Here is a 13,143-nt window from a genome sequence, read left to right as displayed (position 1 = left end):
GGGTGTTGGAGTTCTGCCGGGCCATCTCGGTGCCCGCCGGGCGCTGCGAGGTTGGGCGAGGCGGAGGCGGAACCTTGGTTCACCTATCCACTAGACTGTGCTCCCGGCCACCGCCTCGGAAACGGCAGGTAGCTGCAGCACGACGGTGTTGCGCGTCGATTCGTAGGAGACTCCACATGCCGGCAATCGTCCTGATCGGCGCCCAATGGGGCGACGAGGGTAAGGGCAAAGCCACCGATCTGCTGGGCGGTCGAGTCCAGTGGGTCGTGCGATACCAGGGGGGCAACAATGCCGGACATACCGTGGTGCTGCCCAACGGCGACAACTTCGCGCTGCATCTGATCCCCTCCGGCATCCTCACCCCGGCCGTGACCAATGTCATCGGCAACGGTGTGGTGGTGGATCCGGGTGTGCTGCTCGATGAGCTGGCCGGGCTCGAGGAGCGCGGCGTGGATACCTCGCGGCTGCTGCTGTCGGCCGACGCGCATCTGATCATGCCGTACCACGTGGCCATCGATAAGGTCACCGAACGCTTCCTGGGCAACAAGAAGATCGGCACCACCGGCCGCGGTATCGGCCCCTGCTATCAGGACAAGGTCGCGCGCGTGGGCGTGCGCGTCGCGGATCTGCTGGACGAGAAGATCCTCACCCAGAAGGTCGAGGCCGCACTGGAATTCAAGAACCAGGTGCTGGTGAAGATCTACAACCGCCGCGCACTGGATCCGCAGCAGGTCGTCGACGAGGTGCTCACCAAGGCCGAGGGTTTCGCCCACCGCATCAGCGATACTCGCCTGCTGCTCAACCAGGCCCTCGAGCGCGGCGAGACCGTGTTGCTGGAGGGTTCGCAGGGCACGCTGCTCGACGTCGACCACGGCACGTATCCCTATGTGACGTCGTCGAACCCGACCTCGGGCGGCGCGGCCGTCGGATCCGGCATCGGGCCCAACAAGATCGGCACCGTCCTGGGCATCCTCAAGGCCTACACCACGCGCGTCGGCTCGGGCCCGTTCCCGAGCGAGTTGTTCGATCAGTCCGGCGAATACCTCGCCAAGACCGGCGGCGAGGTCGGCGTCACCACCGGCCGCGCCCGCCGCACCGGCTGGTTCGATGCCGTGATCGCCCGCTACGCCACTCGCGTCAACGGCATCACCGACTACTTCCTCACCAAGCTGGACGTGCTCTCCAGCCTGGACCGGGTGCCGATCTGCGTCGCCTACGAGATCGACGGCGAACGCGTCGAGCAGATGCCCACTACCCAGACCGAATTCCACCACGCCAAGCCGATTTACGAGGAAATGCCCGGCTGGTGGGAGGACATCTCCGGCGCCCGCACCTTCGAGGACCTGCCCGCCAACGCCCAGGCCTACGTCCGCCGCCTCGAGGAACTCTCCGGCGCCCGCGTCTCCTGCATCGGCGTAGGCCCCGGCCGAGACGAAACCATCGTCCGCCACGACATCCTGAGCTAAGCTCCCCCAGCCGCACCCTTTCCCGCCCTCCGCACCCCCTCTGGGCGCCTGAAAGAGGTGCGAAGCGCTAGAAGGGGTGCGAAGGTTCGTCCACGGCGGGCCCCCGGTGGCACCCCACAGCCGCACTCTTTCTGACGCTTCGCACCCCTTGCGGGCACCTGGAGCGGGTGCGAAGTGCGAGAAAGGGTGCGGCTGTGGGGGTTAGTAGCAGGTCAGTGGGGCCAGTGGGTCGGCGGCGTGGGGGGTCAGGGCGGCGTAGGCGGCGGCGATCGACTTCACGGCCAGGCGTAGGTCGGATTCCTCGTGGGTGAAGGGGAGGCGCAGGAAGCGTTCGAAGGCGCCCTGGACGCCGAAGCGGGGGCCCGCCGCGAGGAGGATGCCGTGGTTGGGGGCGGTGGCGGCCAGGGCCGTGGAGACGGGGGCGGGTAGCTGGACCCACAGGGACATGCCGCCCGCGCCCTCGACGGCCCGCCAGTCGGGCAGCTCCTCGGCCATCGCGTCGAGCAGAGCGGCTCGGCGCGAACGCAATTGGTCGCGGCGGCGAGCCAGGATGGTGTCGGCGTGCTCGAGCAGGTAGCCGGTGGCCAGCTGATCCATCACCGGCGTGCCCAGATCCATGCTGGAGCGGCTGCCGAGCAGCTTGGTGATCAGCGTCTGGTTGGTCCGGACCCAGCCGACGCGCAGGCCGCCCCAGAACGACTTGGATGCCGAACCGATCGACACGATCTCCGAGCCGCGCCCGAAAGCCGCTGCCGGAGGCGGGTTTTCGCCGTCGAGCTGCTGATCGACCATGGACTCGTCGACGATCACCGTCATCCGGGTCTCGCGGGCGATGGCGGCCAGTTCGGCGCGGCCCTCGGCATCCATCTGCAGGCCGGTCGGATTGTTGAAATCGGGCACGAGATAGGCCGTACTGGCGGCGGTTTGCCTTGCGGCGCTGCGGATTCCGTCGAGATCCCAGCCCGCCTCGGGGTGTTCGGGGCGCAGCGGCACCGGCACCGGGCGCGCGCCCACGTCTCGAATCGCCTCGATCGCATTGGGATAGGTCGGATGGTCGATCAGCACTCGCTCGGCCGGTGCGGTCAGCACGTTGAGCAGCAGCCGCAGGCCGTGCTGGGCGCCGAGGGTGATCAGGATCTGGTCCGGATCGGTGGGCAGGCCGCGCTCGGTGTAGCGGCGCGCGACCGCCTCGCGCAGTGTCAGCACGCCGACCGGATCCATGCCGTGCGTGCCGAGATAGATCGGAAGTCCTTGCAGCGCCGAGGAATATGCGTCGGTCATCTCCGGCGGCGCGGACATGGCGGCATAGGTCAGGTCGATCGTCGGCAGCTCGCCCGGCGACATCATCGCGAGAATGCTTCGGGTGGGCTTGTTTCCGTCATGCTTCACACTGGCCGGGAGCGCCACCGTGCTGCGTGAACCCTGCCGGCTCAGCAGATATCCGTGTTCGCGCAGCAGGGTGTAGGCGGAGGTGACCGTGGTGCGGCTGACGCCGAGGACGGCGGACAGATCGCGCTCGCTGGGCAGGGCCACGCCCAGCGGGGCGCGGCCGTCGTGGATCAGCAGCCGAATGCCTTCTGCCAGAGCCAGATACGCCGGACGGGCCGAGCGGCGGGCCGCACCCTCGTCGCCGTCGTCGTGGCGCCAGCGGCCCAGATCCCGGGTCAGGGTGGCCGCGCTGATCACACGTATTGCCATGCAGGCCAGTATTGCCCTGCTGGATATGGATTTCAAGTCCAGGCGACGAGACCATGGCCGCATGCTCGCATTGCTGATCGTCGGGGTGTACATCACCGTGACCGCGGCGACCCTCCGTGACTATCTGCCGGCGGCCGGGGAGCGCAGGGTCTTTCGCCGCGCGAGCCTGGCCGTGCGTCATTCGCTCACCGATTGGGGCGCTGCCCACGAGCCGATGGGGCCAGTGGCCGAAACTGGACCTCTCGGGGAGAAATCGACGTTAAGTTAAGGCCAGTGGTGAGCCAGTGGATATGTAATCCAGGTCCAGATGGCCGCAGGATGGAACCATGCTCACCTTCTTCGCCGCCCTGGTCGTAGTCGTGATCTTCGCCATCGTCGTCTATCGATTCGTACCGAAGCGCGACGAGCGGGCCGCGGAACTCCTGGAGCGATACCGTTCGCATGCGCCGATGGCGGACTGGTCGATGTCGTATTACGAAGAGCAGCGGCAGCTTTCGGAGTTGGCGGCCATTCGCGCGCGTCGTGACGCCGAGATCTGCCGGGCTCCGGCGGCGGCGCGCCGGTTCCGGGGCTTCGGGCGTTGCGCGGTCCAGTTCTGAAACTGGACTGGCACTCTCGAAGATGTCGGTCCCATGGTGCAGACTGGCCGTATGCCCGAACCGGACCGGCCGGCAGTCTCGGCCGCGCTCTTCGACACCACGATCGGCGTCTGCGCCCTCGCCTGGACCGATACCGGTGTGGCGCGGTTCCTCCTGCCCGAGGCCACGACCGAGACGACGCGAGCCGTCGTGCTGCGTCGCAATCGCGGGCGCGAGGTGCACGAGGCCGAGCCCACCGGTGTGATCGCCGAGGCCATCGAGGACATCCGCGCCCACCTCGCCGGAACGCTCGACGATCTGCGCTGGATCCCGTTGGACCACAAGGGCATTCCGGAATTCGACCGCGCCGTCTATCAGGTGACCCGCGCCATCGACCCCGGCCGCACCCTCAGCTACGGTCAGGTGGCCGCCCGCATCGGCCACCCCCACGCCGCCCAAGCGGTAGGCCAAACCCTGGGCCGCAACCCGATCCCCCTCATCGTCCCCTGCCACCGAGTCCTGGCCTCCGACCACGCCCTGCACGGCTTCTCGGCCCCCGGTGGCCTGGTCACCAAACAACGACTGCTGGAAATCGAGCGCACCCCAGGCTTCGGCGAACCAACCTTGTTCTGATCCTCGCCCTGGGGGCGAGGTACAAGAGGAGGCGGCTGCCCAGGGAAGAGCGGGGCGGTCCGAAGAGGAGGAAAGAGGGCGCCCCTGGGGGCGAGAGGGTGGCCCGGCAGGCGCGAATGGTCCGCTCGGGGAGGAGCGAGATGTGCTAGTCCCGGGGCTGGGTTGTGCTGGGGTTCTTAGGGTTTCGGGGGCGGCGGGGTGGGGTTGATGGCGTTTTGGAGGCCCTGGACCACCGCGTCGGGGACGCCGTCGGGGACGGGTGCCTCGAAGTCGCCGATGTGGACGCTGCGGGGTGGCGGGGGTGGGGGTGTTTCGGTTTTGTCGGGGGTGGTGGGACGGGGGCGAGGGGCCGGGGCGGGGGTGGGGGATTGGGGTGCGGCGGCGCGTAATTCGGTCGGTTCATCCGAATCCGGTGGCGTGGGGGTGGTTACGCCGGGTTGGACGGGGCCCGGTTCGGCGTGGGCCAGGCCGACGCAGCCGACGGCGATCGCGAAGGGCAGCGCGGCCAGGGCGACGCGAATTCCAGCCATGACGTTTCGACTTCGACGCCTCACGTCGAGATCACCACCCTCCCCGGGGATCCTGCAGAACCAACGGGCGACCGTGCGTCGCACGAGTGCATCGTAGTTGGCGATCAGTCCCCGAGCCATCCCCGCGAATCCGGGCGGCACCCGAGGCCGCCGCCCGGACTGTGTCTCCTCGGACTCTCGGTGCCGCGCGGCAGCCGGTAGGGCGGCAGCGAGAACCGCTACCGCGCAGCGGCTTTCATGGTCGCCCCGCGACCGACCATCGTGATGTCCGTCGGACCACCGCGGCGTCGATCACGCCGCCCGCGACGGCAGCCGGAATCCCGACCACTGCCGCGCCGATGGCGGCGCCCGCGGCCGCGCCGACGGCCGCACCGATCAGGGCTCCGCCCGCCCCGCTCGGGACCGACGCATTCACGGGGGCGCCCACGACCGCGCCGATGATGCCACCGGTGATCGCACCGACGCCGGTGCCGATGATCGCGCCGGGCACGGCTGCGATCGCGGCGGCCGGGATGCCGACGGCGGCCGCGCCGAGCGCCGCGCCGCCCACGGCGCCCGCGACGGTCAGGCCCGCGATCTTGTCGGAGCGAGTGGCGTTGATACCCACGGAGTTCAGGCCGGTGGCGATCGCCGCCTCGGTCGCGGCGGCGGCGAGATTCACCGGGCCGAGCACGGTATCGGGCACCTCGTCGGATACGGCGGTGGTGAACGCGCCGACGCGCAGGGTGCGCGGCGGGGGAGCGATCGGTGCGACGGGGGCGACCGGGGTGGGGGCGTGCAGATCCTGCCAGTTGATCGCCGGCGCGGGCGCGGGTGTCGGGACCGACCGGAAGTTCTGCGGCGCAACGTATTCGGGTGCGGGTGGCGCGGGGGCGACCGGAGTGGTCACGCCGGGCTGCACCGGACCCGGATTCCGCGGGATCGCGGTGACGCCGGGCTGCGCCGGACCCGACGGCGTCGGCGCGACATGTTCACGTCCCGGCGGCGGCGCGGTCGCATCGAGAACGTCCGGCACGGTCGTGCCGGGCCGGATGTTCTCGATGGTCGGCGCCCCGCCGCGCACCGCGACCGGCCCCTCGGGCCCGTTCGAGCACGCCACGGCCAGGGCCAGCGGGATCGCGCCGACGACGAGGGCGCGCCGCGGCGCGCCGGAATTCATTACTCGATGCCGACGGGCCACGCCGAATACACCACCTGGAACTTCGATTGGCGAAAGCAGATCCCCCACGAACGGAAAGATCCCCCGGCGATCCGGCTCGGACCGCCCGGCCAGGATGGTAACCAATCGGTAACTATCTAAGGCAAATCGATGTGAGCGGGCTCACCGAAGATCGATGAACTGCGTCATCGATATCAGCCGCGCTGTTTGCCGCTCGGTGGCTCTCCGCGCATAAGCTCGGCCAGCGCCTCCCGGTCGGTGACATCGAGCTTGATGCAGGCCCGGTACAGATGTCCCTCGACGGTCCGCACCGACACCGTGAGCCGGTCGGCGATCTGCCGATTGCTCAGCCCGGCCGCGACCAGATTCGCGATCTCGCGTTCGCGTGCGGTCAGCGGCAGCGGCTGCGCGGACTGCCGCAGGGCGGGTGTGCTCGCCCCGCCGCACGCCGCGGCCAGCCGATTCGCGGTCGCGGCCGATTCGAGTAACCGGCGGCGATCACCCGAGCGTTCATGCGCAGAGGCGGCCTGCGCCGCGGCGTCCGCGGCCGACAGCAGCGCCCCGAGCTCCTCGAATTGCGCTGCGGCGGTATCCAATCCGGGCCCGTCGTTGGAGGCGACCGCCACCGCGTGCCGGGCCTGGATCTGCACCAGCCGCCCATCGATGCGGGCCGCGAGATCGGCCAGCCGCCCCGCGACCGTGTGATCGCCGAAACGGGCCGCGGTGTGCAGGGCCACCGCCTCGATGGCGTGCTGATGGGCCCGCGCGGCGGAGTCGGCGGCCGCGATGGCCAGGCGCACCGCCGGGGTGACCGTCCCCTCCGCACCGGCCTGCCACGCCCGTGCGATCTGCAGCTGCGACTCGTACACCGCACTGTGCCTGCCGCCGCGCGCGGCGGCCTCGGCAATCGATTCGGCCGCCTCGGGCGCGCGGCCCAGGGCCGAATACGCTTCGGCGAGACGGATTCTCGCCGGGAACATCCATGCGGCCGCACCCTCGGCGTGCAGCGCGGCCAGCGCCTGTTCCAGATTCTCGATGCCGTCGGGGAAGTGTCCCTGCGCCACGTCCACGGTGCCCTGCAGAATGCGCGAAAAGCCCCACGCCAGATACTGTCCGGGCGCGGAGTAGCCGAAATACGTGGTGGCGCAATGCCGGGCGGCGTCCAGATCGCCGGTGAGGGTCAGTGCCAGCACCTCGGCATGGGTGGACATGAACCGATTGAGCCCGTCGATATGGGATTCGACGCCATGCCCGCGGTCGGCGTACTGCGCCGCCGCCGCCCCGCGCCCCATCAGTGCCAGCGCCAATCCGCCGCCGAACGAGGCCCACCACACCGCCCATGGTGGCGCGTCCGCGGTCGACATCACCTGTTCGGCGTCGACGAACGCGTCCTCCAAACGGTTTTCGTTCACCGCGGCCGCGGAGGCCAAGCCCTGCAACGTCGATGCGATCTTCGGATGGGTGACCTTGCCGCGGACCAGCGACAGCACCTCCTCGGCGCGATCGGCATCGCCCATGGCCCACAACAGATTCGCCACCCGCGTACTGCCCCACCGCGCCAGCTGCACCTCGTTGAGCTGATCCGGATCGAAGCTGGCCAGCGTGCGCTCGGCCTCGATCCGATGGCCCTGCCACAGCAGCGCGCGGGCCAGCAGATCGGCCGCCTCGACCCCGCCGCTGCGCTCCACCGCCGCCCGCGCGAAGCGCTCGCCCAGCGGGATGTTCGCCAGCCCGATGGCATCCTCGGACGCCGCCACGAACAGCTCCAGATCCGCGGATTTATCGCTGTCCAAGGCCAATTCGGCCAGCCGGATGCGATCGGAGGCGGATTTGATCGGCCGCTCCTTGAGTGAGGAGTACAGCCGCCCGCGCAGCCGCCGCGCCGATGCGATGCCCAGGCGGCGGCGGATGACCTCGCCGAACAGCGGATGGTTGTAGCGCACCAGCAGCTGATGGGAGTTCTCGACGATCCGGATGACGCCGCGGGATTCGGCCGTCTCGACCGCCTCCTCACCCGCCAGCTCGGCCAGCACGTCCAGATCGATCGGCTCACAGAAGGTCAGCAGTTCCAGCACCCGCAGCACGGTCTCCGGCAGCTGTTCGACCCGATCCTCCAGCAGCGCAGCCAGTTCCGAGGTGACCGCGGCCCGCCCACGCAGCTGCCACACCCCGTTGACCTGCCGCAGCGTGCCCGCCTCCAGCGCGCCCTCGACCAGATGCCGCAGGAATAACGCATTGCCGCCGGAGGATTCCCACATCAGATTGGCGGTGAAGCCCTCGAGCTGCCCGCCGAGCATGGATTCGACGAGTTCGACGCTCTGGCGCTGAGTGAACGGGCGCAGGTCGATTCGAAGGAGATGCCCGTCCTTCCACAGCGAGGTCACCGCGTCGGGCACCTGCACCCCGCTGCGCACGGTGCAGACGATGCGTGCGGCCTTGTCGGTGGCCAGCTGCAGCAGCAGGGTGGCCGACAGCTGGTCCAGCAGATGCGCGTCGTCGACACCGATGATGGTCTCCCCATCGGCCAGCAGGGCCTCGCGCGCGGCCGCCATGAAGGTCACCGGATCGTGCGCGGTGTACACCCCGACCATATGCGCGAAGACGCCCAGCGGAATGCTGCGCGCCGATTCGGTGCCCGCGACCCAGCGGACATTCCCGCCCACCGCCGTGGTGGCCTGCCGGGCCAGCGTCGTCTTGCCGACCCCCGCATCGCCGGTCAGGACCGCCCCGACGAATTCGGTGCCGGTGAGGGCCGCGCGGATCGAGTCCAGCTCATGTCCGCGCTCGATCATCGGCCAATTCCGAGCCATGTGAATCACTCTAATGCTCTAGTCGATCGTGAGCGCGGCGAACGAACTACGAAGGGTGCCAAGCAGATACAGCGAAGATGCACATGTGCTATGACACGAAACGATAACATCGCCCATGCCCTCCCCTCCCGAACGATGACGGCCGGTCTGACCGTCATCGTCAGGGAGAGGAGGTGAATGGGGAATGTGTGGAAAACACAGGAAAGTTGAGCCGGCGAACCGTGCAGCCTGGTTGACGCCAATCGCTGCAGCGGCCGCCGCGCTCATCTACATCTTGGTCCGAATGAAGCGGGCCAGGTAACCCATTCGGGCGGAGCGTCGTTAGGAGCGGCGCTCTGCCCTCTTCACCCGTCACCGAAGTGACAGGCCCAGTCTACGACAGACGACATCCAGCACGGCGTAGTTGACTCAATCCGTCCAGACCCGCTCGATCGGTGTCGCCTCCGACGGCGGCGGCGTCGGAATCCCGCCCGGCGTGCGCGAGAACCGTGGTGCGGGCGCGTGCTGGACCACGCCGTCGATCTCGATCAGGCCGGTTCGGGCCACGATATGGGCATTGCTCTCGGCCTCGGTCAGGGTCAGAACGGGTGTGCAGCAGGCGTCGGTACCGTCGAAGACCGCGGTCCACTCCTCGCGCGTCCTGGTCTTGAACCGCTCGGCGAACAGCTTGCGCAGTTGGTCCTGAGCGCTCGGATCGATCTGATACGGCAGACCCTCCGGATCGATCTGGAGACCCCGCAGCAGTTCGGCGTAGAACTGTGGCTCGATGGCGCCGACCGCCATGTACTTCCCATCGGCGGTCTCATAGGTGTCGTAGAAGGCCATGCCCGTATCGAGCAGGTTCGTGCCGCGCTCGTCGGACCACAGGCCCACACCCTTCATGCCCCAGATCATGTGCGACAGCGCCAGCGCGCCATCGATCATGGCGGCATCGATGACCTGGCCCTTGCCGGAGTTCTGCCGTTCCACGAGCGCGGCGAGGATGCCGAACACCAGGAACATCGAGCCGCCGCCGAAGTCGCCGACCATGTTCAGCGGCGGCACCGGGCGCTCGCCCTTGTGGCCGATCGCGTTGAGCACACCGGTCAGCGAGATGTAGTTGATGTCGTGGCCCGCGCGATCGGCGAGCGGGCCGTCCTGGCCCCAGCCGGTCATCCGCCCGTACACCAGGCGCGGATTGCGCCGCAGCGCCACGTCCGGGCCCAGGCCCATGCGCTCGGTGACGCCGGGGCGGAAGCCCTCGATCAGCACATCGGCCTTGTCGACGAGGCCGAGCACCCGCTCGATCTCGGCCGGATCCTTCAGATTCGCCTCGACGATGGTGCGGCCCCGCCACTGTGGGCGCTCCATGAATCCGGGCAGCAGGCCGGGTCGCTGCACCCGCACCACATCCGCGCCCAGGTCCGCCAGCAGCAGTGCCGCATGCGGGCCGGGTCCGATGCCGGCCAGCTCGACGATCCGAATGCCCGCGAGCGGGCCCTGTTTCGCGGCGGTGGATGGAGTGCTCACGCCCTACCTCGGTTCATCGTCCGGTTGTTGTCCATACGACAATAAGGGCAGAACGCATCCTCGGCTATGCCTCATCGCCCGGCCGAACCCGATCCGGGCGGCACCCCGGTCCCGCTGTCCCGATGCGCGGCCGGAGCCGCCGTGCCGAGCAACCGCGCCCGATCGGACGGCCGATCGCGATCTACGCACTCCTGGTACGGATCCCGAACACCGTGCAGCTGTTGACAATCCCAGATCCGGCCCGCGGCCTCGACGGTGATGACGATGCCGTAGTTCCAGCGCGACACCTCGCGGCCGTAGGCGTCGGTCACCTGGAGGGCGGTGTCGCAGAAGATGTCGATAGCGCGGACCTCGAGGCCGTTGAAACCGGGGCCGCAGGTGATGCCGTCGTCGTAGCCCGGATCCGGGGTGATCGTGGGCGGCGGCGGCGTAGTCGTGGTGGTCGACGGCACGATCGTCGGCGGTGTGGGGATGATCGTCGTCGGTGTTGTCGGCGGTGGGGTCGTGGTCGGTGGAGCTGTGGTCGGAACCGTGGTGGGCTCCACCGTGGTCGTCGGCGCGGTGGTGGTCGGCGGCGATGGCGCGGTGGTGGTCGACGGCCCGGCGGCATTCGCATATGCGAAGGCGGTGCAGGCGACGGCCGCGATGCCGAGGGTAAGACAGCCCACGAGTCGCATGGGGATCTCCGATCTGACGAAACATCCTGTCGCACGGCGGAGTTCGACGACAGACCCCCGATGCCAGGTTCCGTCGGCAGGTTCAGGGTACCGACGGGCGCGCTGTGTTCCTGCCCATAGTTCCTGGGTCTGCCGCCCGGGTCCCCCACTGGGTACCGACTGTGCGGTACTTCTATGGGGTAGGTATTCATCGAGGTCAGGGAGGTTCGTTGTACACCAGATTGGTCGGCGCGATGCTATCGGCGCTCGGACTGGTTTTCGTTGTGACCGGATGTGGATCGCATTCGCCGGGCGACGATCGGATCGGGGTGCGGGCCATGGTCATCACGATGTTCGATCCGGAGGTCGAGCCGTGGGTGAAGCAGCGGCAGTGGACGCAGGAGATCTCGGTGCCCGGCGTGCGAACCCCGGTGCGCTGCAACGATGCCGGTCTGTGCGTGATGGTGACTGATATGGGCAAGGTCAACGCCTCGCTGTCCACCACCGCCGTATTGGCCAGTCCGCGACTGAATTTCGACAAGGCGTACTTCATCACCGCGGGTATCGCGGGCACGCCGCCGGAGGTGGGCACCCTCGGATTCGCCGCCTGGGCTCGCTGGGTGGTCGACTTCGATCTCGGGCATCATGTGCTGCCCCAGGATGATCCGAGCGTGCCGAACAACGGCTATCTGAGCATGCCGAAGGCCGGTACCGAGGCCTACGAGCTGGATCAGCATCTGGTCGATGCGGTGTATCGCAACACCAAGGGCGTGGCGCTGGCCGACAGCCCCGCCGCCGCGGCGGCCCGCGCGGCGTTCCCGGGTCAGGCCGATCGCAAACCCGATGTGCAACAGTGTGATACGGCCACCGGCGACAACTTCTGGTCGGGCGCGGCGTCCTCGGCCCAGGCCGCGGCCATCGTGGGTATGCAGACCGGCGGGCGGGCCCGCTACTGCACCTCCCAGATGGAGGACAACGCCACCGCGGGCGCCCTGGCCCGCGCGGGCAAGCTCAATCGCTACGTATGTCTGCGCACCGCAAGCAACTTCGACCGCCCCCGCCCGGGCCAATCGGTCACCGACCTACTGACCGCGATCGATACCGGCGCGGAGAATCCGGGCTTCGGGCTGGCCGTCGAGAACGCCTATCGGGTCGCCTCGGCCGCCGCCGACTATCTGATGGCTCACCCGAACCTGGACTGAGCTACTCGATCACGGGCAGCGGAATCGTATCTCCCGGAGGGGATTTGGGGAGATACGAGCGGTGCAGCCGGAGGGTGGGGACCTCGCCGGTGGGGATGGGGAGGGTGGGCAGCGGATCCTCGTGGATCGGGCGCACCTTCACCGGCAGGCGGTAGAACGCGCGGGCGTTGTCCTCCAGGACCCGGTACATATCGGTGCCGACCATATCGGCGATGAGTTCGATATCGGAGTCCTGGAAGGGCCGCCCCGCGCGGGTACCGGGCAGATCGGAGCCGAACATCAGGGCCTCCGGATTGACCGCGTGGATGCGCCGCAGCGCCGCGGGCAGATCCATCGACACCCGGCCGAATCCGGATGCCTTCACCCGGGCGCCGCGATCGACGAGATCGAGCAGATAGGGCAGGCATTCATCGGACATGCCCATATGGTCGATCGATAGCGACGGCAGCTTCGAGATCACCGGCTCCAGCGAGCCCAGCATGGATCCGTCGATATAGAGCTCCACATGCCAGCCGACCAGCGCGTGGGCCCGCAGGGCCTGCATGGTCAGCGCCACGATATCCCCGGCGGCCCGCTTGAGATTGAAGCGCAGCGCCCGCACGCCCGCGCGGTCCAGCGCCACGATCTGCTCGTCGGTGGCGTCGGGATGCAGATCGATCACCCCGACCCAGCCGGGCCCGAGCTCGGCCAGCGCCGCGATCATGAAGCTGGAATCCGTGCCCTGGAACGACCCGCTGACCACGGCCCCGCCGTCGACATCGAAGCGCGACATGCGCTTTCGATAGTCGGCGACGGTATACGACTCGGGTAGGTAGCCCTCGTTCTCGATCAGCGGGAAGCGCGGATCGATGAGGTGGACATGGGCATCGAACACGTGATTCAGCATGCCTCAGAACGGCCGC

12 protein-coding genes are annotated in these 13,143 nt (G+C 68.7%); 5 read left to right on the top strand and 7 right to left on the bottom strand.

Annotation, left to right across the window (positions count from 1 at the left end; all coding sequences use genetic code 11):
- The first annotated feature begins 176 nt into the window (after positions 1 to 176).
- Entirely contained in the window at positions 177 to 1,466 is a 1,290-nt protein-coding gene (locus tag ACIA76_RS28265) for an adenylosuccinate synthase (RefSeq protein WP_397155866.1), read from the top strand.
- A 201-nt stretch (positions 1,467 to 1,667) separates the two neighbouring features.
- On the opposite strand, the gene ACIA76_RS28260 is transcribed toward ACIA76_RS28265, so the two are convergent.
- Positions 1,668 to 3,164 (bottom strand): PLP-dependent aminotransferase family protein, encoded by a 1,497-nt coding sequence (locus ACIA76_RS28260; protein ID WP_397155864.1) that lies wholly within the window; start codon positions 3,162 to 3,164, stop codon positions 1,668 to 1,670.
- On the opposite strand from ACIA76_RS28260, the gene ACIA76_RS28255 reads away from it, so the two are divergent.
- From ACIA76_RS28255 to ACIA76_RS28245, 3 genes are read left to right on the top strand one after another with little or no spacing between them, the layout of a single operon-like run.
- The gene (locus ACIA76_RS28255; RefSeq protein ID WP_397155861.1) at positions 3,136 to 3,432 is read left to right on the top strand and encodes a hypothetical protein; all 297 of its coding nucleotides are present in this window, start codon (positions 3,136 to 3,138) and stop codon (positions 3,430 to 3,432) included. The genes ACIA76_RS28260 and ACIA76_RS28255 overlap by 29 nt on opposite strands.
- A 58-nt stretch (positions 3,433 to 3,490) precedes the next feature.
- On the top strand, positions 3,491 to 3,763 hold the full coding sequence (locus ACIA76_RS28250; RefSeq protein ID WP_397155859.1) for a hypothetical protein: 273 nt from the start codon (positions 3,491 to 3,493) through the stop codon (positions 3,761 to 3,763).
- A gap of 51 nt (positions 3,764 to 3,814) precedes the next feature.
- The gene (locus ACIA76_RS28245; protein ID WP_397155857.1) at positions 3,815 to 4,375 is read left to right on the top strand and encodes a methylated-DNA--[protein]-cysteine S-methyltransferase; all 561 of its coding nucleotides are present in this window, start codon (positions 3,815 to 3,817) and stop codon (positions 4,373 to 4,375) included.
- Positions 4,376 to 4,551: 176 nt separating this feature from the next.
- On the opposite strand, the gene ACIA76_RS28240 is transcribed toward ACIA76_RS28245, so the two are convergent.
- The 5 genes from ACIA76_RS28240 to ACIA76_RS28220 form a co-directional block, all read right to left on the bottom strand.
- Positions 4,552 to 4,905 (bottom strand): hypothetical protein, encoded by a 354-nt coding sequence (locus ACIA76_RS28240; RefSeq protein WP_397155855.1) that lies wholly within the window; start codon positions 4,903 to 4,905, stop codon positions 4,552 to 4,554.
- Positions 4,906 to 5,140: 235 nt separating this feature from the next.
- Positions 5,141 to 6,064, bottom strand: coding sequence for a hypothetical protein (locus tag ACIA76_RS28235; RefSeq protein WP_397155853.1), 924 nt, complete (start codon positions 6,062 to 6,064; stop codon positions 5,141 to 5,143).
- Between the two features lie 194 nt (positions 6,065 to 6,258).
- The gene (locus tag ACIA76_RS28230) at positions 6,259 to 8,874 is read right to left on the bottom strand and encodes a LuxR C-terminal-related transcriptional regulator (protein WP_397155850.1); all 2,616 of its coding nucleotides are present in this window, start codon (positions 8,872 to 8,874) and stop codon (positions 6,259 to 6,261) included.
- Positions 8,875 to 9,282: 408 nt separating this feature from the next.
- Positions 9,283 to 10,383 carry a CaiB/BaiF CoA transferase family protein gene (locus ACIA76_RS28225; RefSeq protein WP_397155848.1) on the bottom strand — a complete coding sequence of 367 codons (1,101 nt, stop codon included), beginning with the start codon at positions 10,381 to 10,383 and terminating at the stop codon, positions 9,283 to 9,285.
- A gap of 71 nt (positions 10,384 to 10,454) precedes the next feature.
- Positions 10,455 to 11,060, bottom strand: a complete 606-nt coding sequence (locus tag ACIA76_RS28220; RefSeq protein ID WP_397155846.1) for a hypothetical protein — start codon at positions 11,058 to 11,060, stop codon at positions 10,455 to 10,457.
- Between the two features lie 209 nt (positions 11,061 to 11,269).
- Here ACIA76_RS28220 and ACIA76_RS28215 point away from each other — a divergent pair, with 209 nt between their 5' ends.
- A complete protein-coding gene (locus tag ACIA76_RS28215) occupies positions 11,270 to 12,241 on the top strand; it encodes a purine nucleoside permease (protein WP_397155844.1) in 972 nt (323 codons plus the stop codon).
- A 1-nt stretch (position 12,242) separates the two neighbouring features.
- Here ACIA76_RS28215 and ACIA76_RS28210 read toward each other — a convergent pair whose 3' ends face one another.
- Positions 12,243 to 13,115: an amidohydrolase family protein gene (locus ACIA76_RS28210; protein ID WP_397155842.1), complete on the bottom strand. Its 873-nt coding sequence runs from the start codon at positions 13,113 to 13,115 to the stop codon at positions 12,243 to 12,245.
- Positions 13,116 to 13,143 lie beyond the last annotated feature (28 nt).

It is taken from the genome of Nocardia sp. NPDC051570, assembly GCF_044454005.1.
GTDB lineage: Bacteria > Actinomycetota > Actinomycetes > Mycobacteriales > Mycobacteriaceae > Nocardia.
This window is presented reverse-complemented; position numbering and strand designations above follow the sequence as displayed.